Origin of the sequence: Paraplanobispora takensis, assembly GCF_016863195.1 — a bacterium.
In the GTDB taxonomy this organism is placed as follows: Bacteria; Actinomycetota; Actinomycetes; order Streptosporangiales; family Streptosporangiaceae; genus Planobispora; species Planobispora takensis.
Window position 1 is genome coordinate 162,955 of sequence record NZ_BOOK01000024.1, and the last position, 26,134, is coordinate 189,088.

Annotated in this window: 23 protein-coding genes; 11 read left to right on the top strand and 12 right to left on the bottom strand. The window is 74.5% G+C overall.

Going from position 1 to position 26,134, the window contains the following annotated elements; translation table 11 throughout:
- Window positions 1-26 precede the first annotated feature (26 nt).
- From Pta02_RS17505 to Pta02_RS17525, 5 genes are read right to left on the bottom strand one after another with little or no spacing between them, the layout of a single operon-like run.
- Window positions 27-1,634, bottom strand: coding sequence for an FAD-dependent monooxygenase (locus Pta02_RS17505; protein WP_203875902.1), 1,608 nt, complete (start codon window positions 1,632-1,634; stop codon window positions 27-29).
- Window positions 1,631-2,485, bottom strand: a complete 855-nt coding sequence (locus Pta02_RS17510) for a fumarylacetoacetate hydrolase family protein (protein WP_239130807.1) — start codon at window positions 2,483-2,485, stop codon at window positions 1,631-1,633. Before Pta02_RS17510 ends, Pta02_RS17505 begins: the two co-directional genes overlap by 4 nt.
- Window positions 2,482-3,399 (bottom strand): dioxygenase family protein, encoded by a 918-nt coding sequence (locus tag Pta02_RS17515; protein WP_203875903.1) that lies wholly within the window; start codon window positions 3,397-3,399, stop codon window positions 2,482-2,484. The genes Pta02_RS17510 and Pta02_RS17515 overlap by 4 nt, the downstream gene beginning before the upstream one ends.
- 40 nt (window positions 3,400-3,439) lie before the next feature.
- Complete coding sequence (locus tag Pta02_RS17520) at window positions 3,440-4,420, bottom strand: alpha/beta hydrolase (RefSeq protein WP_203875904.1); 981 nt, start codon at window positions 4,418-4,420, stop codon at window positions 3,440-3,442.
- Between the two features lies 1 nt (window position 4,421).
- Window positions 4,422-4,964: a quercetin 2,3-dioxygenase gene (locus Pta02_RS17525; RefSeq protein ID WP_203875905.1), complete on the bottom strand. Its 543-nt coding sequence runs from the start codon at window positions 4,962-4,964 to the stop codon at window positions 4,422-4,424.
- A gap of 290 nt (window positions 4,965-5,254) precedes the next feature.
- Here Pta02_RS17525 and Pta02_RS17530 point away from each other — a divergent pair, with 290 nt between their 5' ends.
- The 3 genes from Pta02_RS17530 (at window position 5,255) to Pta02_RS41940 (ending at window position 7,652) form a co-directional block, all read left to right on the top strand.
- Complete coding sequence (locus Pta02_RS17530) at window positions 5,255-6,073, top strand: IclR family transcriptional regulator (protein ID WP_239130809.1); 819 nt, start codon at window positions 5,255-5,257, stop codon at window positions 6,071-6,073.
- A 417-nt stretch (window positions 6,074-6,490) separates the two neighbouring features.
- Window positions 6,491-7,339, top strand: a complete 849-nt coding sequence (locus Pta02_RS17535) for a hypothetical protein (RefSeq protein ID WP_203875907.1) — start codon at window positions 6,491-6,493, stop codon at window positions 7,337-7,339.
- 178 nt (window positions 7,340-7,517) lie between these two features.
- Window positions 7,518-7,652 (top strand): hypothetical protein, encoded by a 135-nt coding sequence (locus Pta02_RS41940; protein WP_275423586.1) that lies wholly within the window; start codon window positions 7,518-7,520, stop codon window positions 7,650-7,652.
- Window positions 7,653-7,676: 24 nt separating this feature from the next.
- Here Pta02_RS41940 and Pta02_RS17540 read toward each other — a convergent pair whose 3' ends face one another.
- The 3 genes from Pta02_RS17540 to Pta02_RS17550 form a co-directional block, all read right to left on the bottom strand.
- Complete coding sequence (locus Pta02_RS17540; protein ID WP_203875908.1) at window positions 7,677-8,153, bottom strand: Lrp/AsnC family transcriptional regulator; 477 nt, start codon at window positions 8,151-8,153, stop codon at window positions 7,677-7,679.
- An 81-nt stretch (window positions 8,154-8,234) separates the two neighbouring features.
- Window positions 8,235-9,263, bottom strand: coding sequence for an ROK family protein (locus Pta02_RS17545; protein ID WP_203875909.1), 1,029 nt, complete (start codon window positions 9,261-9,263; stop codon window positions 8,235-8,237).
- 63 nt (window positions 9,264-9,326) lie between these two features.
- Entirely contained in the window at window positions 9,327-10,253 is a 927-nt protein-coding gene (locus tag Pta02_RS17550; protein WP_203875910.1) for an SMP-30/gluconolactonase/LRE family protein, read from the bottom strand.
- A 213-nt stretch (window positions 10,254-10,466) separates the two neighbouring features.
- Here Pta02_RS17550 and Pta02_RS17555 point away from each other — a divergent pair, with 213 nt between their 5' ends.
- Window positions 10,467-10,820, top strand: a complete 354-nt coding sequence (locus Pta02_RS17555; RefSeq protein ID WP_203875911.1) for a hypothetical protein — start codon at window positions 10,467-10,469, stop codon at window positions 10,818-10,820.
- Window positions 10,821-10,989: 169 nt separating this feature from the next.
- Here Pta02_RS17555 and Pta02_RS17560 read toward each other — a convergent pair whose 3' ends face one another.
- From Pta02_RS17560 to Pta02_RS17570, 3 genes are all read right to left on the bottom strand, one after another.
- Window positions 10,990-11,304, bottom strand: a complete 315-nt coding sequence (locus Pta02_RS17560) for a hypothetical protein (RefSeq protein WP_203875912.1) — start codon at window positions 11,302-11,304, stop codon at window positions 10,990-10,992.
- A 104-nt stretch (window positions 11,305-11,408) separates the two neighbouring features.
- Window positions 11,409-12,560, bottom strand: coding sequence for an acyl-CoA dehydrogenase family protein (locus Pta02_RS17565; RefSeq protein ID WP_203875913.1), 1,152 nt, complete (start codon window positions 12,558-12,560; stop codon window positions 11,409-11,411).
- 161 nt (window positions 12,561-12,721) lie between these two features.
- Window positions 12,722-13,837, bottom strand: coding sequence for a M24 family metallopeptidase (locus tag Pta02_RS17570; protein ID WP_203875914.1), 1,116 nt, complete (start codon window positions 13,835-13,837; stop codon window positions 12,722-12,724).
- Window positions 13,838-14,073: 236 nt separating this feature from the next.
- On the opposite strand from Pta02_RS17570, the gene Pta02_RS17575 reads away from it, so the two are divergent.
- The gene (locus Pta02_RS17575) at window positions 14,074-14,961 is read left to right on the top strand and encodes a PP2C family protein-serine/threonine phosphatase (protein WP_239130810.1); all 888 of its coding nucleotides are present in this window, start codon (window positions 14,074-14,076) and stop codon (window positions 14,959-14,961) included.
- A gap of 188 nt (window positions 14,962-15,149) precedes the next feature.
- Window positions 15,150-16,055, top strand: a complete 906-nt coding sequence (locus tag Pta02_RS17580) for a 5'-3' exonuclease (protein ID WP_203875916.1) — start codon at window positions 15,150-15,152, stop codon at window positions 16,053-16,055.
- A 98-nt stretch (window positions 16,056-16,153) separates the two neighbouring features.
- Here Pta02_RS17580 and Pta02_RS17585 read toward each other — a convergent pair whose 3' ends face one another.
- Window positions 16,154-18,883, bottom strand: a complete 2,730-nt coding sequence (locus tag Pta02_RS17585) for a CHAT domain-containing protein (protein ID WP_203875917.1) — start codon at window positions 18,881-18,883, stop codon at window positions 16,154-16,156.
- A 137-nt stretch (window positions 18,884-19,020) separates the two neighbouring features.
- On the opposite strand from Pta02_RS17585, the gene Pta02_RS17590 reads away from it, so the two are divergent.
- The 5 genes from Pta02_RS17590 to Pta02_RS17610 all read left to right on the top strand — a co-directional run bounded on the left by Pta02_RS17590 (window position 19,021) and on the right by Pta02_RS17610 (window position 25,893).
- Window positions 19,021-20,502 (top strand): S8 family peptidase, encoded by a 1,482-nt coding sequence (locus Pta02_RS17590; protein ID WP_203875918.1) that lies wholly within the window; start codon window positions 19,021-19,023, stop codon window positions 20,500-20,502.
- Between the two features lie 51 nt (window positions 20,503-20,553).
- The gene (locus Pta02_RS17595; protein WP_203875919.1) at window positions 20,554-21,129 is read left to right on the top strand and encodes a sigma-70 family RNA polymerase sigma factor; all 576 of its coding nucleotides are present in this window, start codon (window positions 20,554-20,556) and stop codon (window positions 21,127-21,129) included.
- The gene (locus Pta02_RS17600) at window positions 21,126-21,575 is read left to right on the top strand and encodes a hypothetical protein (protein ID WP_203875920.1); all 450 of its coding nucleotides are present in this window, start codon (window positions 21,126-21,128) and stop codon (window positions 21,573-21,575) included. Before Pta02_RS17595 ends, Pta02_RS17600 begins: the two co-directional genes overlap by 4 nt.
- A gap of 66 nt (window positions 21,576-21,641) precedes the next feature.
- Complete coding sequence (locus tag Pta02_RS17605; protein ID WP_203875921.1) at window positions 21,642-24,323, top strand: helix-turn-helix transcriptional regulator; 2,682 nt, start codon at window positions 21,642-21,644, stop codon at window positions 24,321-24,323.
- Window positions 24,324-24,465: 142 nt separating this feature from the next.
- Complete coding sequence (locus Pta02_RS17610) at window positions 24,466-25,893, top strand: RNB domain-containing ribonuclease (RefSeq protein WP_239130812.1); 1,428 nt, start codon at window positions 24,466-24,468, stop codon at window positions 25,891-25,893.
- Window positions 25,894-26,134: the final 241 nt, after the last annotated feature.

Below are 26,134 nucleotides of genomic sequence, written 5' to 3' on the forward strand. Positions count from 1 at the left end.
CCCCGCGGGGACGGGCGGGTCGCCGCTCAGGAGCCGGCGCCCAGGACGGTGTCGAGGATCCGCCCGCCGTCGGCGTCGCCGCTCCCGCGCCAGGCGACGTGCTGGTCGGGACGGACCACCAGCAGCGGCGCGCCGTACCGGTCGAACAGGCCCTCGCCCGTCAGGTCGGCCACCGTGAACGGCACGCCGCGCGCCCGGGCCGGGGCCTCCAGCACGGCGGGATCGGCGTCGGCGGACAGGCGCAGCAGGGTCAGGCCCGGTCCGAGGGCGTCGAACAGGGAGCGGCCGTCACGGAGCCAGGCGTGCGGCAGGCGGGCGCCCGGCCGGGCCGAGCCGTGGTAGGTCTGCGGGGTGTGGGACGGCACGGGCGAGCCGTCGTCGACGACCGCCGGGGAGCCGGCGTAGTGATAGCCCAGGACGAGTCCCTCGCTGTAGACCTCCCCGGCCTTGACCCGCAGCGCGGCGGCCGTCTCCGCGCGCAGGCGCTCCGCCTCGGGGCCCAGGCCTGTGAGCGGGCGGCCGGCGAAGGAGGGGGCGAGCAGTTTCTCCTGGGCGGAGCTGTCGGCGATGGTCTGCGCGGCGACCGGGCGGCGCTCGGCCTCGTAGCTGTCCAGCAGCGCCGTACCGCCCCAGCCCTGGAGCACGGCGGCGAGCTTCCAGCCGATGTTCACCGCGTCGCCGACGCAGGTGTTGAAGCCGTGCCCGCCCCACGGGGGGTTGAGGTGGGCGGCGTCGCCGACCAGGAACACCCGGCCCGAACGGTAGCGGTCCGCCAGCAGCATCCGGGCGACCCAGGGGTCGGTGCCCAGGACGTGCACGGGCCCGCCGTACTCCGCCCCGATGAGGGAGCGCACCAGCGCCTGCGGGTCCGGGGCAGAGGTGCGCACGTCGACCCGCTGGACGATCGCCCACCACCGGTCGTCCAGGTCCATCCGGCCCATCAGGCCGGAGACCTCCGGACTGATCACCCAGTACTGCACGGCCGGATCCAGAGGCACCTCCTGCCCCAGGCCCGGCGCCCGGAAGACGACGCTGAGGTTGGGGCGCTCGCCGGAGGAGCCGGTGTAGGCCACCCCGGCGGCCGTACGGCTGACGCCGCCCGCGCCGTCGCATCCCAGCAGGTACTCCGCCTCGATCACGCGGGCGGAGCCGTCGCCGTCGGCGACCGCGGCGCGCACGGAGCCTTCGTCCTGATCGATCGCGGTGACCGTGTGCCCGGTCAGGAACGTGACACACGACAGCTCGGAGACGACCTTGCGCAGCACCCGCTCGACGACCGGCTGCGGCACCTGCTGGCCGGGCTCGGCCCAGCGCTCGTCGCGGCCCTCGTACAGTCCGAAGGCGTTGCGGAAGCGGGTGAGCTCCGTGCCGAGCAGGGCGGTGCAGAAGGCGACGTCCTGCGACCAGGAGACCGGCAGCGGCGCGGCGGCGCGCAGCCGGTCGGCCACGCCCCAGCGGCGCAGGTGCTCCATGGTGCGGATGCTGGTGGTCTTGGCCCGCGGGCGGTCCTCGTCCAGGGTGATGCGCGGCTCGACCAGGCAGGTGCGGATCCCGCGCCGCCCGAGCTCGACGGCCGCCGCGAGACCGGCGGGACCGCCGCCGGCGATCATCACCTGCGTCGCGGGCCGGGTCATGCGCCGCTCCGCGCCGAGGCGTCGGTGACGGGGGTGCGCAGCAGGCCCAGCCGTTCGACCTCGACCTCCACCACGTCGCCGGGCGCCAGCAGCCGCGGCGGCGTGCGGACGTAGCCGACGCCCTCGGGGGTGCCGGTGGCGATGACGTCGCCGGGGTGGAGCGTCATCGTGGCGCTGATCCGCGAGAGCAGCTCCGGCACGGTGAAGATCATGTCCCGGGTGTCGCCGTCCTGCACGACCTCGCCGTTGACCCGGGTGACCAGACGAAGGCCGTCGGCCGGGCTGCCGGCCTCGTCGGCGGTGACGATGGGGCCCATCGGCCCGCTGAGATCGGCGTTCTTGCCCAGCGTCCACTGCGTGGTGAGCTTCTGGGCGGTGCGGGCGGTGAGGTCGTTGAAGACGGCGTAGCCCAGGACGCCGGCCTCGGCCTCCTCCTCGCCGGCGTCGGTCAGCCGGGCGCCGACGATCGCGGCGACCTCGCCCTCCCAGTCCAGTCCCGGCTCGTTGGCGGGCACCGGCACCGGCGTGCCGGTCACCGACAGCGAGGCGGTCCACCGGCCGAACACCGTCGGGTGCTCCGGCGGCCGGAACCCGCCCTCGGCGGCGTGCGCCCGGTAGTTGAGCCCGATGCACAGCACCCGGGCCGAGGGCGGCACGGGCGGCGCGAGCTCCACCTCCGCCAGCGGCACCGTGCCCTCTCCGGCCGCGCGCGCCTCCTCCAGCCAGTGCGGCAGGTCCGCGTAGAAGTCGGTGACCTCCGCCAGGGGCGTGACGGCGCCCTCCGCCAGGACGCCGACGGTGACCTGCCGCCTGCCGCGGTCCCCGCCGGTGGCCATGCCGATGAGCCTCATCGCGCCTCTCCTTCCGCGACCGGCCGGACGTCGTGCGCGACCAGCCGGATGTCGAACTCGGCCTCCAGGAACGGGCCCTTCATCTCGAAGCGATCCGCCGCGGCCGGGTCGTCGCACGGGCGGAAGGGCGCGACGAGCGCGTCCTTGACCGCGAAGGCGGCGTCCGAGCCGAGGTAGGGGTCGCCGTCGACGAAGATGTGGGTGGTCAGCGGCCGGTGCCCGGCCGCCTCGACCCGGATGTGGACGTGGGCCGGCCGCATGGGGTGGCGGCCCAGCGCGCGCAGCAGCTCGCCGACCGGGCCGTCGGTGGGCACCGGGTAGCTGCTCGGCCGTACCGTACGGAACCAGTAGGAGCCGTCCTCGCCCGTGGTCAGCAGGGCCCGCAGGTTGCCCTCCGGCTGCGCGGCGTCCTGACTGTCGTACAGCCCGGCGTCGTCGGCCTGCCAGATGTCGAGCACGGCGCCGGGCAGCGGGCGCCCGTCGCAGTCGGTGACCCGGCCGTGCACGACGGCGGCCTCGCCCCGGTCGCGCTCGGGCCCCTCGGCGATCCAGGCGCCCATCGGGCGGGGCGGGGCCGGCGAGTGGAAGGGTCCCTCGACCGAGCTGGGGGTCATGGTCGGCGGGCCGGTGTGGTTGACCTCGTCGACGGCCGAGGTCAGGCCCAGCATGTCGGACAGCAGGATGAACTCGTTGCGCCTGTCGGTGCAGGCGTGCCCGGTGCGGACCAGGAAGTCCACGGCCCGCAGCCATTCGGCCTCGGTGGGCCTGGTCTCGCGCACGAAGGCGTGCAGGTGCGTGACGATGCCCGCGATCAGCTCGCGCAGCCGCTCGTCCTCGCCTCCCACGGAGTCGAGCACCTGGGCCGGCAGCGCGTCGAGCCGCTCGTGCGGGGATCCGGTGGTGGCCGGTTTCATGGGGTGATGGCTCCTCGTCGGGGGTTCGCGGTGGAAGGTCTCAGGACGTGCCGGCCGGGACCCGCCGCACGAGGCGGCGGGCGAACTCCAGCGCCTCACGGAAGAGGGCCTCGCCGTCCGCCGGCCCGATCCACAGGTGGTCGGCGCCCTCGATCAGCCGCAGGCTCACCCGGCCTCCGGCGGTACGCAGCGCCTGCGCGAGCTGCTCGCTCTGTGCGCAGGGGACGAACCGGTCGGCCGTACCGTGCGCCAGGAGGAAGGGCGGCGGATCGGCGGGGACGTGGGCGACCGGGCTGGCCGCCTCGGCCAGCTCCGGCGCCTGCGGCACCGGCGCGCCGATCAGCCGGGCCTCCCGGGAGTCGGGGGCGTCGGGGGCGGTCACCGCGTCCGGGCGGGACTGGTTCTGCATGGTGCGCAGGTCGGCGGGGCCGTACCAGTCGACGACCCCCGCGACCGTCACCGACGGCCCCGGGACTCCCACCCCGCCCTCGAACTCGGGGCGGCCGGCCGTCAGGCCGAGCAGGGCGGCGAGGTGGCCGCCGGCCGACTCGCCCCACAGCACGACCCGGCCGGCGTCGAGCCCGAGCCCGGCGCCGTGCGCCCGCAGCCAGCGCAGCGCGGCCTTGCCGTCGTGCAGCTGGGCGGGGAAGACCGCCTCCCCGCTGAGCCGGTAGTCGATCGAGGCGACCGCGAAGCCGGCCCCGGCCAGCAGGTCGAACGGGCTCTGCGGCCAGGAGTCGAAGGCGGGTCCGAAGCGGCCGCGGCTCCCGCCCTGCCACCCGCCGCCGTGCAGGAAGACCACGACGGGCGCGGGCCGGCTCGCTCCGGCGGGCAGGTAGAGGTCGAGCAGGAGCGGCCGGAACCCGATCGGCGCGGCGTACTCGACGCCGCGCAGCAGCCGGGAGCCGCCCGGGGAGGTCTCCGGGGCCGGGAGCCGGGCGGCGGGCTGCTCCGGGGGGCCCGGCCGGTCCCGGGACCCGGCGGAAGACCGGTCCGGGTGCCGGGCGGGCGGTGCGGTCACCTCAGCCGTCCAGCCGCAGGTCGAAGCGGAACTCGTTGCGGAACTCGCGCCCGGCCGCGGCGAGCCGCTCCGGGGAGGGCGCGTACGGCGGGTCCGGCAGTGCGAAGGAGTCCGTGCGGGTCCCGGCGGCGGCGAAGAACCGCTCGAACCCGCCGGTGCAGACTCCGAGGATCCTGGTGTCGTCGGCCTCCACCCGGAAGGTGTGCGGCAGACCGGCCGGGACGTATCCGAAGTCGCCCGGCTTCAGCAGCCTCTCCAGCCGCTCGCCCGCCGCGTCCTGGATCCACACCCGCGCCCGGCCGCCGAGCACGAAGAAGATCTCGTGGACGTCGGCGTGCGCGTGCGTGGGGATGGCCTCGCCCTTGGGCGCCGCCAGCGTGAAGACGCCGAACTGCCCCTGGGTCTCGTCCTTGCTGAGCAGGACGGTGACCAGCGAGTCGAACAGGTGCGCCCGCTCGCCCTCCCCCGCCTCCAGGAAGAACGGCACGGGCTCTCCCGGGAGGGAGAAGCCCCGGGCGCCGGGCTGCGCGAACTGCGCGGTCATCGGCCTTCCTCGCAATCGGATCGATTCTCCGTGTGACGGGCATCACGCCCGCTGACCGGCAAAACTAGGACGACGTCACCATCGGCACCAGCCGGAATTTCATTGAACGGCACACGCGGTGCGATGTCCCGGCGGCGCTCTCCGCAGATTCCCGGGCGCTCCTTTCGATGTCCTTTTCGGGGTGTCCCCTTCCGGGCGCGTCGCGGGGCGTACTGCGGCCGCGGGTCCTCCCGACCGCGGAGCACGCCGCGGTCGTGGGGCACACTGCGGTCGTGGGGCACACTGCACAGGTGACGAACGCTTCCGGTGCCTCCCCCGCGCCCCGGGGCCGCCGGCCGGCGCACGGCGAACCCGTGATCGACCGGGCCTTCGCCCTGCTCACCGCCTTCACCGCGGCCCGCCGCTCCATGACCCTGGCCGAACTGAGCCGGGCCAGCGGCACGCCGCCGAGCACGGCCCTGCGGCTGGCCCGGCGCCTGCTGCAGCTGGGCGCGCTGGAGCGCGGCGCCGACGGCCGGTACGTGATCGGCCTGCGGCTGTGGGAGCTGGCCTCGCTCGCCCCGCGCGGGCACGGGCTGCGCGAGGTGGCGCTGCCGTACATGGAGGACCTGTACGAGGCGACCCACCAGCACGTCCTGCTCGCGGTGCGCGACGGCGCCGAGGCGCTGCTCGTCGAGCGGCTGTCGGCCCGCGACGCCGTCAACGTGCTCTACCGCGTCGGCGGACGGCTGCCCCTGCACTCCACCGGCGTCGGCCTGGTACTGCTGGCGCACGCCGAGGCCCGCTTCCAGGACCAGATCCTGGCCCGGCCGCTGGTCCACGAGCCCGAGGGCGTCCCCGTCTCCCCCGCCGCCCTCCGGCGGACCCTGGCGGAGGTGCGCAGGACGGGACTGGCGGTCGTCGAACGCTCGGAGCCGGGCCCGGTGGTCGCCGTGGCCGCACCGGTGCGCGGCGGGGACGACAGCGTCGTCGCGGCGCTGTCGGTCGTCGTCCCGGCGGGCGGAGCCGAACCGCGCGGCCTGTCCCCCGCGGTACGCGCCACGGCCCGCGCCCTGTCCCGGAGCCTCGGCTCCCCCCGCTCCGCCGCGCCTCCCGGCACCGGCCCATGACCGGTCTGCCGGGACGCGCACGATGTGGCCTACGGCCCGCCGCCGCGGGACGTTCGCCGGTATCGCCCGGCGACGTCCCGCTCCACGCTGGAATCGGGAGTACCCGCGGAGAGCAGGCCGTCGGCGGCCCCCGTCGCCGGTACGGCCGGCCCCGCGGCGCCCGGAGCGGTGACACGACCGCTCCGCGAAAGGAGGCTGTCATGGATTGGCCGACAGCGATCGTCATCGTCGCAGTGATCATCGCCCTGATGGTCATCATCACCTCGCTCATCGCCCGCCCGAAGAGGTGACCCCCACCCGGGCCGCACCCACGGCCAGGGTGTCGCCCACCCGTGAAGCGCGTCCGCGGTGGGCCGGGCGTCGCCCACCCGCGCTGCGCCTCACCGCAGACCAGCCGGTCCCCCGATGCCAGGACGAATGCAGGACAAGGTGCCCCAGCCGCCCGTTGGCGGTCGCGACACACCCGTTGACGTCGCGAGCGGTACCGATGGAAGCGGTCATGCGTCCTTGGACGTGGGGCTCCGGATGAGGAAGCGTACGGTCTTCGGTCTGGCTCTCGCGGTGGTCACGGCCCTGTCGGCGTGCAGCGCCGGCGCCGGCGCGGAAGCCGGTGGTCCCACGGGTCACGTGCGCACCGGGCCCAAGGGATCCCTCGACGTGTCCGTGCTCCGGACATCGCACTACGACTTCCCCGCCTACCGGACACCGGAGGAGCTCGCCGAGGACCGGCCCGTCGTGGCCGCCGGAGTCATCGACGGCTGGCAGCAGGGTCCCACCCTTGACAGCGGCACCGGCGTGCTCGACTACCGCGTCGTATTGCGCATGCGCGTGACAGAACCGCTCAAGGGCGTCAAAGGGCGCTCTTCCATCGCCCGCGGGCTCGTCTTCATCGAACTTTCCCAGGGCGCGGTGCTGAGTGATCCGACGCTACCCGCCGATCAGTGGAAGCCTGACAAGTCGGTCGCGGACTTCGAGAAGGCGCTGCCCGCCGGCACCGGAGTTCTCGCCTTCCCCCGGGAACGACCGGCCCGTGAGCAGCCTGTCGTCGACCTGGGCGCGCCTCTGCCCGCCGGTGCCCGGCTGATGTCCGTACCCCCTCAGGGGCTCATATTCGAGGATCCGCAGCTCGCGCGAGAACGTCCCGGCGGATCCACGGCACTCCTCGGCGGTCTCGAGGAACTCGGTGCCGGTGGCGCCGGCTGGCTCGGATACGAGACCATCCGCGAACTGGTCTCCCATCTGAGAGGGCGGGGATTCGGGGAGTGAGGGAAACACGCGCGCGGGCGTCTCAGGCGTGCGGGCGTATCCTCCACGGCCGGCGCCCGGGAGCCGGCCACCCGGCGATGTCGGCGACGACAGCCGGGTCGACGTGTTGCGGAGGGTCGTATCCGGCGGGCGTGGAGGGGCCCGCGCCGGGAAAGAACAGGTGGCCGACGAGCGGCGGGTGCGCGGCGCACTCCTGCCCCGGCTGGCCAACCAGTCCGCACCCGATCGCGCGCAGTATCTGCTCAGCCCGATCCTGTTCCCGATCGAAGCCCCGGCCGACTCCGGCCGGGAAGCCCCGTCCGGCTCCGGCTGAACCGCGGCGGACCGCCGCGCTCTCTCAGTGCTTCTCCGGCTCCGGCTCGGCTCCGGCGTCGGTCAGGTCCGGGGAGCGGTGTTCGTACGGCGTGCTGAGGACGACCGTGGTGCGGGTGGAGACGTTGGCCGCCACGCGGATCTGGCTGAGCAGTTCCTCAAGGGCGAGGGGCGAGGACACGCGCACCTTGAGGATGTAGCTCTCATCGCCCGCGACGCTGTGGCAGGCCTCGATGGCGCTCAGGTGGGCCAGCCGTACGGGGGCGTCGTCGGCGGCGGCCGGGTCGATGGGCTTGATGGAGACGAACGCGGTGAGGGGGAGCCCGACCGCGTCGTAGTCCACCAGGGCCGCGTAACCCCGCACGACCCCGCGCCTCTCCAACCGGCGCACCCGCTGGTGCACCGCCGACACCGACAGCCCGGTCTCCCGGGCCAGGTCGGTGAAGCTCATCCGGCCGTCCTTGGCCAGCAACGTCACGATCCGGCGGTCGATCTCCTCCACCCGCCCAAGGTAGCGTGATACCGGCCACCCCGTGGCCCGCCCATGGTCACGATCCGGATCCGCCGCCTGCCCCGCGGGCGCTCAGCGGCCGGGCACCTGCGCCAGCGCGGCCAGGGCCGCGCCCCGGGCGCCGGCCATGTCCAGATCGCGGACCAGCGAGATGGTCGCCGCCCGCTTCTGCTCGGTGCGCAGAAGGGTGTTCTCGCGGACCTTGTCCAGGAACCACTCGCGGAAGTGCGGGGCGGCCTCCACGACGCCGCCCCCGACGAAGTAGGCGTCGGGATCGGTGAAGTTGGCGGCGATCGTGAACAGCCGGCCCAGCGCCATCGCCTGCTGCTCGAAGATCTTCAGCGCCATCTCGTCGCCGTTCTCGGCGTGGCCCCGCAGCAGCTTGGCCGCCTTGCCGGCGGGCTCGACCGCGCCGAGCTCGTGGCCGGGGAAGCGGGTCAGCCAGTACGGCAGCAGGTTGAGCTCGATGCCCGTCAGGGACGCCACACTCTCGGCGTCGCCGATGAAGCCGCAGTTGCACCGGGGCAGCGGCTGATCGTCCTCAAGGAGGCCGTGCAACGGGATGTGGACGTGGCCGAGTTCCCCGGCCATGCCCGCGGCCCCCTTGACGACCACCCCGGACTCGATCACCCCGCCGCCCAGGCCGGTGCCCACGATCGCCGAGACGGAGGAGTGCCCGGTGGCGGCGACGGCCCCGAAGTGCAGGTGGTGGGCGTACAGGGCCGCGGCGTTGCCGTCGTTGTTGTAGACGACCGGGATCCCCAGCCGGGCCTCCAGCGCCGCGCGGAAGTCGAACCCGCGCCAGTCGGGGTGGCCGAAGTTGGTGCCCCCCTTGGAGGAGATGACCCCGTCCGCGCTGGCCGGGCCGGGGGTGTCCAGCCCCACGGCCCGGACCTGGGTCCTCGTCGCCCCGACGCGTCCGAGCACGTTGTCGAACGCCTGCTCCAGCGCCGGGATCGCGACCTCGGGCCCCTGCCGCACGAAACTCGGGTTCTCCACCAAGGTGTCGACCAGGAAGCGCCCCGAGGAGTCGAGCACGGTGGCGTTGTTGGCGGTTCCACCGTTGTCCAGGCCGACGACGAGCCAAGTGTCCACAGTCATGGCCCAATATTGCCCGATCGCACCCCGCAAAAGGCGATCACCGGAAGGGGATTTCCGGACCGCTCACCGCCTGGGGACGGAGACCGCGGTGTACGGGGTCGCCGGGGTGGGCGTGGTGGTGAACCGGGCGTTGGGGAGGTAGAGCCGGTCGCCGAACGCCCCCACCGTGGTCGGCACGTCGAAGTCCGGATCGGTCAGCCGGTCGACGACCCGGCCCGAGGATCCGTCGCGGCTGAGGTGGATCACCGCCACCGTGTTGAGGCGGTTCTGCACGACGTACAGCGTGCGGCCGATCAGCAGCAGCCCGTCCCCGTTGGTCAGCGTCTCCCCGCCCAGTTCCACGCGCGTGGTGACGCCGGTGGCGGGGTTCACGCGGAACAGCGTGCCGGTGTTGGACTGCACGATGAGCAGCGACCTGCCGTCGGGCGTCTCGGCGATGCCGTTGGCGTTGACGCCGGCGCCGTACACGATGTCGCCGGTGAGCGGCAGGGGCAACGCCTCGTCGGGCAGGCTTCCGTGGCGCCCGAGGGGCAGCCGGTACAGGACGGGGTTGGCCGAGTCGGTGAACCAGGCCGCCCGGCCGGTCAGGACCACGTCGTTGACGAAGGACGCGCCGGTGGCCAGGGTGTAGGACCTGATCACCTCGCCGGTGCGGATGTCGACCACCCGCGCGTTCCCGGCGGTGCCGCCGGAGACGAACAGCCGCCCCCTCCCGTCGGTCTTGAGCCCGAGCGACGGCGTGCCCGGCCCCTTGCTGATGATCCTCCCCTTGCCGGTCCGCAGGTCGGCGCGGTAGATGTCGCCGGTGGCACGCGACCCGAAGTAGGCCACCGGGCCGGGACCCGTGGCGATCCCCTCCGGCTGGAACCCGTCGGGCAGCGGGAGGACCTCGGGGAACGGAGCCGCGCCGCCGGCCTGCGCGGTCGCGGGCACGCCCAGGAGAACGAGAAGCAGCGTGGACAACACGGTGATGACGGCTCGTGTTCTCATACGGTCACCTTCTCCGCTCGTCCCCCGCCGTGGAAGGTCCGCCCCGGCTCTCCCAGGACTTTCCCAGGAAGGACTTTCCCGCGCCGGAAGACGTCCCGGTCCCGGCGGCCGAGACTAGGGAATTCCCCGGGCCGACCCCCGAAGCCCTCCGGCAGGACATGGCTGCAGCATTCACTGTCAGACATATCCACTCTTACCTGTCAGGAGATCGACATGCCGGAACAGAGCCAACAGTCCGACGTGGCGCTCAAGTTCGAACAGGCGTCGGCGGAGCTGGTCATCCAGGACGTCTCCCGGCCCGGCCTGCCGCAGCAGCTCATGGACGTGGTCACCCAGGCGAGCATCAGCTCGTTCACCGGCCGGATCGCCTTCGCCGGCCAGAACTCCAGCGGGAACCACTCCGTCCAGTTCAACGACGAGAACGCCAACACCGGTTACTCCTCGACCTGGCCGCAGTGGGCCTTCGAACTGGCCAAGGCGGCCCTGCTCGGCAACAAGCGCGTATGGGTCCTGTCCAACGGATCACCGTTCGGCAACAACCTGGTGAGCGTGCTCATCCTCGCCTGACAGGCACCCGTGGCCGCGCCCCCTCAGGCGCGGCCACGGGGCCGCAGGGCGCACAGCGCCGCAGGGTCACGGCGCCACCTGCCGGTGGAAAGGGGCGGGTCTCAGCGGACACGGCCGGGACGCTACTGATCGTCTCCGACGATCCTGTGGCCCGTCCCGGAGACCTCCGTCAGGCGGGGTGCCAGCGGTTGCGGGCGCGGATGGCGCCGCGGTGGTACAGGGCCCGGGCGGCGCGGCGGGCCAGCAGGTCGAGCTGGTCGTCGGTCAGCGAGACCGGGGTCTCGGCCAGCTCGGCGCGGACGATCCGGGTGACGTCCTCCAGCAGGGGCAGATCGTCCGGGGCCGGCGGCGCGGGCGCGATCTCGCCCCGGTGCAGGGACCTGTCCGCCGGGTCGACCGCCACGCCGCAGACCCAGCAGACCGTCTCGGCCTCCAGGACGGGATCGATGCGCGGACGGTGGTTGAAGACGAGCGTCACGGACATGTCGGTCACACCTCACCACCAGGGTAACCGGAAGTGCCCGAAATGCCCCGGCCTGTTCGTCGGCGGCCCCGATCGGGCTCACCGCGGAAGCCGGGGCCGGGACCTCAGCGGCCGCTCTTGGCGATGGCGCGGCCGATGACCAGGCGCTGGACCTGGTTGGTGCCCTCGACGATCTGCAGGACCTTGGCCTCACGCATGTAGCGCTCGACCGGGAAGTCCTCCACGTAGCCGTAGCCGCCGAGCACCTGCACGGCGTCGGTGGTGACCTTCATGCACATGTCGGTGGCGAAAAGCTTGGCCATCGCCGCCTGCGTGCCGTACGGCCGGCCCGCGTCACGGGCGCGGGCCGCCTCGAGGTAGAGGGCACGGGCCGCGGCGATCTGGGTGGCCATGTCGGCCAGCATGAAGGACACGCCCTGGAAGTCGACGATGCGCGAGCCGAACTGGCTGCGCTCCCCGGCATAGGAGGAGGCCGCCTCGAACGCGGCCTGCGCCACGCCGACGGCGCAGGCGGCGATGCCGAGCCGGCCGCCGTCCAGGGCCGCCATCGCGATGCGGAAGCCCTCGCCCTCGGCGCCCACCAGCGCCTCGGGCGCCAGCCGTACCCCGTCGAAGCGGACCTGGGCGGTCGGCGAGGACTTCATGCCCATCTTGCGCTCCGGCTCGCCGAACGACAGCCCCGGCACGGTGGCGGGCACGTGGAAGCAGGAGATGCCGCGCGCCCCGTCGGGGGAAGTGCGGGCCATGAGGGTGTAGAAGTCGGCGGCGCCGCCGTGGGTGATCCAGGCCTTCACGCCGTCCACGGCGTAACCGTCGGCGTCGCGGACGGCCTTGGTCGTCAGGGCCGCGGCGTCGGAGCCGGAGTGGGGCTCCGACAGGCAGTAGGCGCCCAGCAGCTCGCCGCCGAGCATCGCCGGGAGCAGTTCCCCGCGCTGGGCGTCGGTGCCGTAGGCGGCGACCGGGAAGCACGACAGGGTGTGCACCGACAGTCCCAGCCCGACCGCCAGCCAGCCCGCCGCGAGCTCCTCGATCACCTGGAGGTAGACCTCGTACGGCTGCGCGGCCCCGCCGTGCTCCTCGGGGTACGGCAGGCCCAGCAGGCCCGCCGCGCCGAGAGTGGTGAACACCTCGCGGGGGAAGCGCCCGGCGGACTCGTCGGCCGCGGCCCGGGGCGCGACCTCCTTGCCGATCAGGTCACGGACCAGGTCCAGCAGGTCGTGGGCCTCGGGGGTGGGAAGGACACGCTCGACGGACATCTCCGCACACTCCAGGTCATGGGCGTGGAACAAGGACAACGGGGCGGCCGGGATCGCCGGCCACCCCGATTGTGGCATCCGGCACCCGCTCCCCGATCCGCGCGGGACCGGTCGGCGCCGACCGGGGCGGGCGTGATCGTGACGGGCGCGGGCGCGGGCGCCTAAACGACGACGAGATCGCGTGGCCGGTGGTTGACCCGCTCGCCGCCGTCCTCGGTGCACACGAGGATGTCCTCGATGCGGGCGCCGTGCGCGCCGGGCATGTAGATGCCGGGCTCGACGGAGAAGGCGAAGCCGGGGGCCATCGGCTCGGTGTTGCCCGCCACGATGTAGGGCTCCTCGTGGGTCTCCAGGCCGATGCCGTGGCCGGTGCGGTGGATGAAGTAGTCGCCGTAGCCCTCGGCCGCGATCACCTCGCGGGCGGCGGCGTCGATCTCCTCGCACGGCACGCCGGGCCGTACGGCGGCGCAGGCCGCCTCCTGGGCGCGCCGGAGCACCTCGTAGTACTTCGTGAAGCCCGCCGGGGGCTCGCCGATCGAGTAGACCCGCGTGGAGTCGGAGCAGTAGCCGCTGGGCATCTGGCCGCCGATGTCGACCACGATCGGCTCACCGGCCTGGATGACCCGGTCCGACAGCTCGTGGTGCGGGCTGGCGCCGTTGGGGCCGGAGCCGACGATGACGAAGTCGACGGTCGCGTGCCCCGCGGCGAGGATGGCCTCGGCGATGTCCCTGCCGACCTCGCGCTCGGTCCGGCCCGCCTTCAGGAAGCCGGGCACCTGCGCGTGGACGGCGTCGATCGCGGCGCCCGCCTCACGCAGCGCGGCGACCTCGGCCGGGCTCTTGCGCATGCGCAGCCCGCGCAGGACGGTCCCGGCGAGCACCTGCTCGGCACCGGGCAGCGCGTCGCGGAAGCGCAGCGACTGCATCGCCCACATCCGGTCGGCCAGCCCGACCTTGCCCACCGCGCCCAGCCGGGCGGCGACCGCCGCGTAGGGATCGTCCGTCTCCTCCCAGCTGACGAACTCGATGCCGAGCCGCGAGGCCGGGGAGTGCTCGGCCGCGGCCAGCTCCAGCCGCGGCACCATCAGGAAGGCCTCGCCCCGGGCGGGCAGCACGAGGCAGGTGAGCCGCTCCAGCGGCAACGCCTCGTATCCGGTCACGTAGCGCAGGTCGGGGCCGGGGGTCAGCAGCAGGGCGTCGAGGCCGGCCGCGGCGGTCGCCTCCTGGGCTGCGGCCAGGCGGGCGACGGGATAGAGATCAGGGGACTCCTTTGTCACGGCACCAATCTAGTCCTCCGATCCGGCGGGGATCACCGGCGCGCCGGGCCCGGCGCGGGAGGTGGGAGCGGGAAATGTTGTCGTCGGAGCGACGACGTCACTACACTCCGTGCAATGACGCTCACGTTTCGTCGAACGGGCGTCTGCCGAAAGCCCGAACCCGAATCCTGAGAGCGAGCTCCATGGTCGGCGTAGTGGGCGGCCCACAGCCACCCCTCCTCCCACGAAACGACCTCGTGACCGATCCGGCCCCACCGGCCGCCGCCCTGATCCTGCGGCGGCCGCGTGACGAACCGGACGGCCGCATGGCCGTCGAGAATATCCAGCTCACCGCGTTGCAGACACGCGCCGAGCACCCCGCGCCGGGCTCCCCCCGGTGGCTGCAGGACATCATCGACCAGGCGGCCGGGCAGAGCCATGTCAACGCCGCCCTGCGCGATGCGATCCTCCCCGGCCCCGGCACCGCCGTCGACCTGCCGCACGCCCGCGTCACGGTGCGCTACGTGCCCGCCGGGACGCTGGCCGGCCTCGGCGGCGACTGGTACGACGCCAGTCCCCTGCCCGACGGCCGGACGGTCCTGGCGGTCGGCGACGTGTCCGGGCACGGCCTGCCCGCGATCGCCAGGATGGCCCAGCTCCGCCACGCCCTGGTCGGCCTGGCGGTCACCGGCCGCCCGCCCGACCAGCTCCTGACGTGGCTCAACGAGCTGGTCCTGCACCGCATGGCCGAGGCGACGGCGACCGCGGTCGTCGGTCACCTCGACCCGGCCACCCGGACGTTCACCTGGGGCCAGGCCGGGCATCCCGCGCCGATCCTGGTCCGCGACGGGACCGCCGTCCAGCTCGACCCGCCCGCCGGGGTACTGCTCGGCGCCGCCTCCGGCCTGGCCTACGAACGGGCCACGGTGCACCTGTGCGCGGGCGACCTGCTGCTGCTGTTCACCGACGGCCTGGTCGAGCGGCGCGCCCGCGACATCGACGAGGGTCTCGCGCTGGCCGTGGAGGCGGCGGCCCGGATCCGCCGCGACGACCTGGAGGGCGGTCTTGACCGCCTGGTGGAGGCGGCCGGCGGGCGCGCCCCCGAGGACGACACCTGCCTGCTCGCCGTCGACGTGCTCGGCTGACCGCCGGCCCGCGGCCGACCGGCCCGGCGGGTGACGACACAGCCGGGTACGGCCCGGCGGACGGCCGTACCCGGCACCGGCCGCAACCGGTCCGGCGGCGGATGTCGGTGCGGGCCACTCCCGGGCCGCTCCTGGGCCACTCGCGGACCGGGCGGCGGATGTCGGTCCGGGTTGGTTCAATGAGGGCCATGTCCGGACTGATGATTCTCGACACGCCCTCGCTCTACTACCGCGCCTTCTACGGGGTGCCGGAGTCGGTGACCGCTCCCGACGGGATGCCGGTCAACGCGGTCCGCGGCCTGGTCGACATGATCGCCACCCTGGTCAGGGAGCACTCCCCCGACCGGCTGGCCGCCTGCATGGACGCCGACTGGCGGCCCGCCTTCCGGGTCGAGGCCATCCCGTCCTACAAGGCTCACCGGGTCGCGGCCGACGGCGGGGAGGAGACCCCCGACACCCTGGCCCCCCAGGTGCCGGTCATCGAGCGGGTCCTCGACGCGGCGGGCATCGTCCGCGTCGAGGCCGCCGGCTACGAGGCCGACGACGTCATCGGCACCCTCACCGCGGGCTCGTCCGGGAGGGCGGACATCGTCACCGGTGACCGCGACCTGTTCCAGCTGGTGGATGACGCGCGACCGGTCCGCGTCCTTTACACAGTAAGGGGAATCAAGAACATCCAGCCCGTCGACGAGGCCGTCATCGCCGGGAAGTACGGCATCCCCGGCCGTTCCTACGCCGACTTCGCCGTCCTGCGCGGCGACCCCAGCGACGGCCTCCCCGGCGTCCCGGGGGTCGGCGAGAAGACCGCCGCGACGCTGATCAGCCGGTTCGGCTCACTGGCGGCGCTGCTGGAGGCGGCGGAGGCCGGCGACGGCCTGACCGCGGGCCAGCGCTCCAAGCTCACCGCAGCCGCCGACTATCTGGCCGTCGCCCCCGCCGTGGTCCGGGTGGCCTGCGACGTGCCGCTCCCCCGGCTCGACCTCACCCTCCCCGCCGAGCCGCGCGACCCGCTGACCCTGCGGGCCCTGGGCGAGCAGTACGGCCTGGACGGGCCGCTCAAGCGCCTGGCCCAGGCTCTGTCCTGGAAGGACTGAGAAGCACCGGGGAGGACTGAGGGAGACCGACCGCCGGGACCGTACGGTGCGGGCGGGCGGCGTGGGCCGCTCGGACCGCGCCGCCCGCCCGCACCGGTTCAGACCGCGCCGATCGCGGAGAAGGACCAGCCCGTCGCCTGGTGGAGCGGGTCGCCGGGGAGCGCGCGGCGGGCGTCGCGCAACGCCTCGGCCAGGTCGCTGCCCTCGCGCAGCCGCCGGTGCAGGCCGAGCATCAGCGGCACGACGGCCTCGTCGTCGACCGGGACGATGCCCGCCACGATGCCCGCCGTACCGAGCGGGAGCAGGGCCGCGGCCAGGCCGAGCAGTTCCTCGGCCCCGACGGGCTCCAGGCGGCCGGAGTCACAGCTGGACAGCACCATCCGGTACGGCGCGCGGCGCAGGCGCTCGAAGTCGTGCACGGTGAGCGGGCCGTCGTCCATGAGCAGGCAGGAGAACATCGGGCTGTCGGCGCGGAAGGTGCCGTGCGCGGCGACGTGGGCCAGCCGGCTGCCGTCCATGGCCGCCAGGACCTTCGGCACCGCCGCCCCGCCGTTCTCCAGCACCCGCGCCGACCCGTAGAGGGCGGCCAGACCCGGCACCTCGGCTCCCCCGGTCACCAGCCCGGGACCGCGGACCAGCACCACGCCCTCGGGCGGCGGCTCGATCCGGCGGGCGCGCAACCAGGCGTTCGCCGACGGCGAGACGCTCAGCACGCGCTCGCGCAGGGACGGCAGCAGCGCCCACGGCACGCCGTGCAGGCGCCCCGGCGGCACGACGACGACCCGCTCGCCGTCCAGGTGGCGTACGGCGGGGCCGAGCAGGAGCTCCTCCAGGCGCCGCCCTCCGGCCTCCAGCAGGGCCAGGCGGTCCCCGGGCTCGCGGTAGGCCAGGCGGCGCAGATCGGCCCGCGCGTGGGCCGCCTCGACGGCGGCCTCGGCCAGCGACCCGGCCCGGAACCTGCGCACCCGCCCGTGCCCGCACAGCAGCACGTGCACCTCGCCGTCGATCGTGACGATCTCGGCCAGCAGGGTCTCGCCGAGCCGTTCCAGCAGCTCCGGCACCCGGAAGGGCCACTCGCCCGCAGCCGAGCCGAAGCCCGCGCCCGAGCCCGAGTCCCGGTCCGAACCCAGGCCAGGGCCCGAGCCCGAACCCAGGCCGGGACCCGCGCCCGAGGCCGGGCCAGGGCGCGTGCCCGCCTCGCCGCGCATCCGCAGGGTGCGCGCGCGGATCTCCCGCTCCAGCCGGAGCTGCTCGCGCTCCAGCGACGGGATCGGCGTCCCCTGCGCCCGGGCCTCCTCCACCCGGCCGCTGACCGCGCGGAAGGCCGTCACGTCCCGCAGCAGCAGGGGATCCTCCGGCGGGCGCGCGGGCGGGACGGCCAGCGCGGTGGCCCGCCAGCGCTCGCTCCACACCAGCAGCCGCCGGGCGTCGCCGCGGCCGAGCACGACCCGCTGGGCCAGCAGCGCCAGCTCGGCCCCCTGCGCGGTCGCCCGGGTGCGCAGCTCCGAGGCGCCCAGCGTCATCCGGTGCTCGTCCAGCAGGTCGAGTCCGCGCCGGCAGGCCTCCAGCACGGCTCTGGTACGGCCCGCGGCCGCGGCCCGCAGCGCCTGGGCCACCCACCCGTCCACGCGGGCGAGCGCGGGACCGCGGCTGCGGCCCCGCGCGGCGGCGGCGAGGTGGCGCTCGGCCTCGCGGCGCCGCCCGAGGGCCAGCGCCGTACGGCCCGCGAGCAGGGCCGCCCGCACCGCGTCCGGTGAGCGCAGCTCCGCCAGCCGGGCCGCCGTCTCGGCGGCGTCGCGCACCGAGCGCCCGTGGACCCTGCCGGTGGCCAGGCGGGCGTGCAGGAGCGTCAGCCGGGCGTGGGCGTGCCACCAGCCGCGGCGCTGGCGGGAGAACTGGCGGGCGGCGGCGGTGGCCCGGACGATCGCCGCCTCGGGGTCGCCCGCCGCGACCGCCGCCGAGGCGGCGACCAGCAGGAGCTCGGCGCGCCGGGTGGCGTGCCCGCCCCGGCGGCGCAGCGACTCCGCGGCGGCGTCGGCCTCCTCCAGCGCCTCCCCCGCCAGCCCGGCCGACAGCAGGACCGCGCACCGCCGGATGGTCAGCATGATCATGGGGGTGCCGAGCCGCTCGTAGCGCCGGGCGGCCTCGCCGAAATGGTCCAGCGCGGCGGGCAGGTCACCGGAGCGGAAGGCCGCCAGCCCGCGGTTCTCCACGGCGTCGGCCTTGTCGTGCTCCTGGCCGGTGCCCGACCACAGCAGCTCGGCGGCCAGCAGGTCGGCCTCGGCCCGCTCCACCGCCCCCACCGCCAGGTGGACGGTCCCGCGCAGGGTGAGCGCGCGGGCCGTCCAGATCGTGTCGCCCTCGCGCCGCAGGACGGGGAGGGCCCGGCGCAGGTCGGCGAGCACCTCGTGGTGGTCGCCCAGGACCCATCGGGCGTAGGCGCGGCGGAACAGGATCCGGGCACCGGTCAGGCCCTCGCCCAGCGCGACGGCCCGCTCCAGGGCGCTCAATCCCTGCCGGGTGCGGCCGGCGTGGACCAGGGCCACGCCCAGGGCCCCCAGCGCGTCCGCCTCCCGGTCGGGGGACCCGGCGCGGGCGGCCAGGGCGCGGGCGCGCCGCAGGTGGCCGATCGCGACCGCCATGTCGCCGAAGTCGCGGTGCCACAGGCCGATCACCTGGTGGGCGACGGAGGCGTCGTGGGCGGACGGACCCGCCGACAGCAGGTCCCGCGCGCGCTCCAGCGCCCGCTTCGGGCTGGCGAACAGCAGCGGGAGCAGATCGAGGGAATCGCCTGAAGAGCGCGGGTTTCGTGACCTTCCCGTCGCCACGGATCGATGTTAGACGTGGATGGACGGGGCGTCCACGCCGTGCCGTACGGGTGGACGGACGAGCGCATTGGTGTATCAGCCGGCCTCCGACCGGCTCATGTTAGGTGACAACCATCCCCCACCGAGGGTCGTGTGACATGGAGCCAGACAGACCGCTGGGACCGAGCGGGCCTGCCGTACCGGACAGGTTCGAGGAGCAGTTCGAGGTGATCCAGCGGGCGACGGGCTTCCCCCTCGCCGCCGGACCCGGCGGCGCCCCGCAGTACCTCTACGAGAAGGGTCACATCCTGACCCGCAACGAGGACGCCGAGGACGTCATGGTGGTGGTCCGGGAGGCCTTCGGTCCCACCAGGGGGGAGGGGGTCAGGAGGTCCTCGACGGGCGAGCGGAGCGGCGTGAGCCGTATCCAGGTCGGAGACCCGGCGATCGGCGACCCGTGGAACGACCCCAACGTGACGGACGCCCTGAGCGCGGTGCGCCCGATGGAGCGCGAGCGCCGCCGGCGGATGGCCACCCGCAACCACCTGGTCACCATCACGGTGAACTGCTGCCCCGGCGACGAGCCCGTCCCCTCGCCCGGACCGCTCAATCCGCAGCCGATCGCGCAGCCGCAGCAGGTGGAGGACCCGATCAGGATCCTGGTGATCGACACCGGGCTGGTCGACGGCTTCCGGAACTACCCTCAGCTGCAGAACGTCGACGGGCAGAAAAACGCCCCCGAGTTCGAACTGGACGGGAAGACGAAGATCCTCAGGGAGTACGTCGGGCACGGGACCTTCATCGCCGGGCTGATCGCCGCCGTGGCGCCGCACGTCCGGGTGGAGGTGCTCAACTCGTTGTCCGACGCGGGCAGCGTCCCGGAGGAGAAACTCGGCGACAGGCTCGTGGCGGCGGTGGAGCAGGACTGGCCCGACATCATCAGCCTGTCCGCCGGGACACCGGCCTCGTGCGCCGAGACCCTCCTCGGGCTCGAACGCTTCATGAACATGCTGAAGACGCAGGACACGCTGCTCGTGGCCGCGGCGGGCAACAACGGCAGCGAGGAGCTGTTCTGGCCGGCCGCCCACGCGTCGCAGGAGGACTACCGCGACGTCGTGGTGTCGGTGGGCGCGTTGCGGACCGACGGCATGCAGGGGGCCTGCTTCACCAACCACGGGCCGTGGGTGAACGTCTACGCGCCCGGCGAGCGCCTGGTCAGCACCTTCAGCGCGCCGGGGGCGCCGCCCGAGATCTACGACTACCAGCACTCCACCTACCCGCGCTGCCGTTACCACTCGGCCTACCTGTGCACCTGCCAGTACCCCGAGCACGTCGGCGAGCTGACGGAGAAGACGACCTTCGCCGCCGGGAACCAGAACCGGGTGGAGTTCACCGAGGGCCTGGCGGAGTGGAGCGGAACCTCCTTCGCCACCCCGCTGGTGGCGGCGATGATCGCCAACCGGATGAGGGAGGACGACGCCCTGCCGCCGCGCGAGGCGGCCAAGGCGCTTCTCGAGAAGGCCAGAGCGGACATGGAGAGCCTTCCCGAGAGCCGGCGGACCTCGGTCAGGGGCCGCTCCGTCCCGGCGCTGCTGCCCCCGGGCTGGGTGGGTTCACCGGTGCAGACCCCGTCACCCTGACGGCGTGCGGCGGAAGCGACGCTCCGCTCCCGAGTGCGAAGGGGATCAACTGTGGATCATGCGACGGCGGGGGCTCTCTTCCGGGCCGCGGTGGCGGGGGACGCCGCGGCGTGGAAGGCGCTGGTGGAGGGGCTCAGCCCGCTGGTCTGGTCGGTGGTGCGGGCGCACCGGCTCAACGAGGCCGACGGGATCGAGGTGTACCAGACGGCCTGGTTCCGGCTGGCGCAGCACCTGCGGCGCATCCGCGAGCCGGACAAGGTCGCCGCGTGGCTGGCCAGCACCACCCGGCACGAGTGCCTCAAGGTGCTCAAAGCGGCCCGCCCGCTCCCGCTGAGCGACCACCCCCAGGTATTCGACCGGTTCAGCGATGAGCCGACCCCCGAGGAGGCGGTGATCGGGTCGGAGGAGGCGGCCCTGGACCGGGAGCGCCTGCACCGGCTCTGGCAGGCCTTCCACGAGCTCGGGGAGCGGTGCCAGCGCCTGCTGCGCCTGCTGATGGCCTCGCCGGCGCCCAACTATCTGGAGGTGGCGGCGGCGCTCGGCCTGGCTGTGGGGAGCATCGGTCCCATCCGGCAGCGCTGCCTGCGGCAGCTGCGCGTCCTGCTGGCCGAACGGGGTGTGCGGTGAAGGACGAGGAGTGGGAGAACCGGGAGCTGGAGGACCGGCTGCGGCGGGCCGCGGAGATCTTCGACCCGCTCCCCGCCGGGGCCCTGCAGTCCGCGATCGACGCCTACGCGCTGCACACCCTGGAGGCCGAGCTGGCGGAGCTGGCCTTCGACTCGCTGGAACGGACGGCCGGGGTGCGCGGGCCGGGCCGGGCGCGGCTGCTGACCTTCCGCAGCCCCCCGGTCACCATCGAGCTGGAGATCTCCGTCTCCGGCGGGACCGGCCACATCATCGGGCGGCTGCTCCCGCCCCAGCCGGCGCGCATCGAGATCCACGGGCGCCGGCCGATGGTCCTCACCGCCGACCCGCTGGGCCGTTTCAGCGGTGAGCACCTGCCCACCGGGGCCTTCAGCCTCCGCTGCCGGCTGCCCTCGCTCGTGGTGGCCACCGAGTGGATCACCATCTGAACCCGGTGTGTATCAGGATCCTCTCTTCCCGCTCCTAAATGACAGGGGATCGGGAGGAGAGGTTCCATGTCATCATTCGTCGGTCGCCGGCAGGAACTCGTTCAGCTTCGTTCCGCGCTCGACCACGCCCGTGAGGGCCGTCCCCGGATCGTCCTGGTCGACGGGCCCGCCGGGATCGGTAAGACGTCGTTCGTCCGGCGCTTCCTGGCGGAGGCCGGGGAGACCTGCCTGCTGCGCGCGAGCGGCGAGGCCGCGGAGGTCCCCCTGGAGTACGGGGTGCTCGACCAGCTCATGGCACAGGGCCAGGGAGAGCCGTACGGCACCGCCGGACCGCTGGTCGCCGGGTCGGCCCTGCTCGACCGGATCGGCCTGCTGCAGGACGGGCCGCCGGTCGTCGTCGTCGTCGACGACGCCCACTGGGCCGACGTCATGTCCCTGGGCGCGCTCACCTTCGCGCTGCGCCGCCTGCGCGCCGACCGCGTGCTGGCCGTGGTCGTCGTCCAGGACGCCGGGGACCTGCGGCTGCCGGAGGGGCTGCGCAGGCTGCTGTGCGACGAGACGACGCTGCGCCTGCGGCTGCGCGGGCTGAGCGCGGCCGAGGTGCGTGACCTGGCCGACCGGCACGGGGGCCTGCCGCTCACCGCGGCGGCCGCCGAGCGGCTGCGCGCGCACGCCCAGGGCAACCCGCTGCACATCCTCGCGTTGCTGGAGCAGGTCGCCGCGCAGAACCTGCAGGACGTGCACCGCCCGCTTCCCGCGCCGCGTTCCTACGCCCTGCTCGTGGAGGAGACGCTGGAGCGGTGCGCGGAGGCGACCCGCGACCTCGTCCGGGCCGCCAGCGTGCTGGGCGTGTCCGGCTCCCTGACGACCGCGGCGGCGCTGGCCGGGATCGACTCGCCGCTGGCGGCGCTGGAGCAGGCCGTCGGCATGGGGCTGCTCCAGGAGCACGGCAACGGCTCGGCGCACACGGTCGTGTTCAGCCACCCGCTGGTGCGCGCCGCGGTGTACCAGCGCCTGGGCGCCGCGCGGCGCTCCCGGCTGCACGCCGGCGCCGCCGCCCTCGAATCCGACCGCGTCCAGTCGCTGCGGCACCGGGCCGCGGCGGCGGTCGGGCCGGACGAGCGGGTGGCCAGGCAGCTGGCCCTCCTGGCCGCCGACGAGGCCGGGGCCGGGCGCTGGAACACCGCCGCCGACCACCTCATCCAGGCGGGGCGGCTGACCCCCGCCGGGCGGACCGGCGAGCGGCGCATCCTGCGGGCGGCGGAGTACCAGCTGCTGGGAGGCGACATCGCGCAGGCGGAGGGCATGACCGAGACGCTGGAGACGATGACGGCGACCCCGCAGCGGCAGTACGTCCTCGGCCGGATCGCTCTGGCCTCCGGCCGCCGGGAGCGGGCCGACCGGCTGCTCACGCAGGTCTGGCGGGAGGGCGACCGCCGGCTGGCGCGCCGGGCCGCCGAGCAGCTGGCGTGGTCGTGCCTGGCGCGGGCCAGGGGCGCCGAGGCGGCCGGCTGGGCGCGGCGGTCCATCGCGCTGAGCCCGCGGGGCGACCCGGCGGGGCTGCGGGACGCGCTGGCCCTGGCCCACGGGATCTGCGGTCGCTTCGAGGAGGGCCTGGCCCTGGTGGCGGCGGTGGAGGAGGAGGCCTCCCACACCCGCCCCGAACTGCTGGACGGCCTGGTCGCCCGGGGGGTCCTGCGCCTGTGGACCGACGACCTGGACGGGGCGCGGCACGATCTCACCCGCGCCGCCTCGGCTCGCTCAGGCCTTCTGCACCTGGGGCCGATGGCCACCGCCTACCTGGCCGAGGCCGAGTACCGCGGCGGGCGCTGGGACGACGCCATCGCCCACTCGGAGCAGGCGGTCTCGCTGGCGACCGACTCCGGTCAGCGGTGGATGCGCTGCCTGGCCCACGCGCTGGCGGTCCTCCCGCTGGCCGGGCGCGGCGACTGGGAGGCGGCCGAGGCCCACGCCGAGGCGTCCGCGACGTGGTCGCGCTATCTGTGCGACGCGAGCAACACGGCGTACGCGGCGCTGGCCCGGGCGGTGGTACGGCACGCGCGCGGGGACTGCGCCGCAGTGGTGCGGGCCCTGGCGCCGCTGCGGGGGGCGGAGCGGCGCGACGGCGTGGACGAGCCCGGGGTGATGGGGTGGCGCGAGCTCCTGGTGGAGGGGCTCGTCAGGACCGGCGATCTCGCGGGGGCGGGCGCCGTACTGGACGAGCACGAGGAGCTGGCCGAACGGCGGGACCGCGCCTCCGCCCTGGCCTCGGCCGCCCGGCTGCGCGGGCTGCTGGCGGCCGAGGAGGGCAGGAGGGAGGAGGCCGAGGCCGCCTTCGAGCTGGGCGTGATCCGGATCAAGCGGATCGACCAGCCGCTGGAGGAGGCCCTGCTGCACCTGCAGTACGGAGCCTTCCTCCGGCGCGGCGGCGCCCGCAGGCAGGCGGCCGAGCACCTGCAGACGGCGCGCGGTCTCTTCGAGCACCTGCGGGCCGCGCCGTACCTGGCCCGGTGCCGGCAGGAGCTGGCCGCCTGCGGCGCGAGCGTCCCGGGCGAGCCGCCGGCCGAGCCGCTGGGGCTCACCCCGCAGGAGTACGCGGTCGCCCGCCTGGCCGCCGGCGGTCTCACCAACCGTCAGGTGGCGCGTGAGCTGGTGCTGAGCGTCAAGACCGTCGAGTACCACCTGGGGCACATCTACGCCAAGCTCGGCATCAGTTCGCGGATGCAGCTCGGTCTGCGGCTGGCGTGACCGCCGCGGCGGGTGGGGGCCGCGGCGATTCACCGCGTCGTGCCGGGGAAGGCGTGATTGTCCGGGCGTCCGCCTGCTGGCCGGCGGACGCCCGGAGTGTCCGATGAGACCGGCATGACGAGGGACGGGTAGGTTGAGCGCCGTGCCGTACGAGAGCATCAGGGTGCCCGGGGAGTCACGTCCGCGACTCGACGAGGGCCTGGAGCGGATCCGCCGGGAGCTGAAGCTGCCCGCCGAGTTCCCCCGCGCCGTCGTCGACGAGGCCGAGTGGGTCGCCGAGGTGCCCCGGCTGCCCGAGATCGACCGGACCGACCTGCCCTTCGTCACCATCGACCCGCCCGGTTCCATGGACCTCGACCAGGCGCTGCACCTGGAGGAGCGTCCCGGCGGCTACCGCGTCTGGTACGCCATCGCCGACGTCGGAGCGTTCGTCAGGCCCGACAGCGCGATCGACCGCGAGGCGCGCACCCGGGGCGAGACCGTCTACCTGCCCGACGGGCGGATCCCGCTGCACCCGCCGGTCCTGTCGGAGGGCGCGGCCAGCCTGCTGCCGGGCGCCGTACGGCCGGCCGCGCTGTGGTGCGTGGACCTGGACGCCGACGGCCGGACGGTGGGGGCCGACGTGATGCGGGCGCTGGTGCGCAGCCGCGAGCGGCTCGACTACGACTACGTGCAGGCGGCGGTGGACACCGGCACGGCCGACGGCACGCTGCGGCTGCTGGCCGAGATCGGCAGGCTGCGGCTGGCGCTGGAGCGGGGAAGGGACGGCGTCACGCTGCCCACCCCCGAGCGGGAGGTGGTGCCCGACGGCGACGGCTACCAGGTGGTGGTGCGCGTGCCGCTGGAGGCCGAGGCGTGGAACGCGCAGATCTCGCTGCTGACCGGCATGGCCGCCGCCTCGATGATGCTGGACGCCGAGATCGGCCTGCTGCGGGTGCTGCCGCCGGCCCCGGCCGAGGAGGTGGCCCGGGTCCGCCGGATCGCCTCGGCTCTGGGGGTCCCGTGGGCCGAGGAGGCCTCCTACGGCGACGTCGTGCACGACCTCGACCCGAAGATCCCCGAGCAGGCCGCGTTCCTGCAGGAGTCGACGGTGCTGCTGCGGGGCGCCGAGTACGTGGCGTTCAACGGCGCGCCGCCCTCCGACGCCTTCCACGCCGCGGTGGCGGCGCCGTACGCGCACGTGACCGCCCCGCTGCGCCGCCTGATCGACCGCTACGCCACCGAGATCTGCCTGGCGATCGCGGCGGGAGAGCCGGTCCCCGACGAGATCCAGCGGATCATGGGCGAGCTGCCCGGCGTCATGGCGGCCACCGGACGGCGCTCGGCCGCGGCCGAGCGGGCGTGCGTGGACCTGATCGAGGCGTCCGTGCTGCGCGAGCGGGTGGGCCAGACGTTCGACGCGGTGGTGATCGACGTGGACGAGGACCGGCCGGGGGGCCAGGTGCAGATCGCCGACCCGCCGGTGGTGGCCCGCTGCGACGGCGAGAGCCTTCCCCTGGGCGCCACGGTGCGGGTACGGCTGACGCGCGCCGACCCCGCCACCCGGGAGGTGCGCTTCAGCCTGGCCTGAGGCGCGGGCGGCCGCGGGCGGCGCGAGGAGACGCCCGGCCCCTCACGCGAGCGGGGCCGCGACCGGACGCCTCCGGAGCGGCCCCGTCTTGCGGGAGTAGGGCTCGTCGACGAGTGCGCTCCTTTCACGGACGTATCCGGCGGGTGACCTCGCGGGGAGGATAGGGGTGGGCCCCGCGGGACGATCTTGCCGGTAACCGGTCAACAGTCGTGACATGGCATTTCCAGCCGGGCCCGCCGGG

Bases quoted from the DNA above. Each gene is read 5' to 3' on its own strand.
- Pta02_RS17605 (WP_203875921.1), top strand. From the start codon at position 21,642: ATGTCATCATTCGTCGGTCGCCGGCAGGAACTCGTTCAGCTTCGTTCC.
- Pta02_RS17545 (WP_203875909.1), bottom strand. From the start codon at position 9,263: ATGACTGTGGACACTTGGCTCGTCGTCGGCCTGGACAACGGTGGAACC.
- Pta02_RS17555 (WP_203875911.1), top strand. From the start codon at position 10,467: ATGCCGGAACAGAGCCAACAGTCCGACGTGGCGCTCAAGTTCGAACAG.
- Pta02_RS17580 (WP_203875916.1), top strand. From the start codon at position 15,150: ATGTCCGGACTGATGATTCTCGACACGCCCTCGCTCTACTACCGCGCC.
- Pta02_RS17560 (WP_203875912.1), bottom strand. From the start codon at position 11,304: ATGTCCGTGACGCTCGTCTTCAACCACCGTCCGCGCATCGATCCCGTC.
- Pta02_RS17550 (WP_203875910.1), bottom strand. From the start codon at position 10,253: ATGAGAACACGAGCCGTCATCACCGTGTTGTCCACGCTGCTTCTCGTT.
- Pta02_RS17565 (WP_203875913.1), bottom strand. From the start codon at position 12,560: ATGTCCGTCGAGCGTGTCCTTCCCACCCCCGAGGCCCACGACCTGCTG.
- Pta02_RS17515 (WP_203875903.1), bottom strand. From the start codon at position 3,399: ATGAAACCGGCCACCACCGGATCCCCGCACGAGCGGCTCGACGCGCTG.
- Pta02_RS17525 (WP_203875905.1), bottom strand. From the start codon at position 4,964: ATGACCGCGCAGTTCGCGCAGCCCGGCGCCCGGGGCTTCTCCCTCCCG.
- Pta02_RS17535 (WP_203875907.1), top strand. From the start codon at position 6,491: ATGCAGGACAAGGTGCCCCAGCCGCCCGTTGGCGGTCGCGACACACCC.
- Pta02_RS17505 (WP_203875902.1), bottom strand. From the start codon at position 1,634: ATGACCCGGCCCGCGACGCAGGTGATGATCGCCGGCGGCGGTCCCGCC.
- Pta02_RS17590 (WP_203875918.1), top strand. From the start codon at position 19,021: ATGGAGCCAGACAGACCGCTGGGACCGAGCGGGCCTGCCGTACCGGAC.
- Pta02_RS17510 (WP_239130807.1), bottom strand. From the start codon at position 2,485: ATGAGGCTCATCGGCATGGCCACCGGCGGGGACCGCGGCAGGCGGCAG.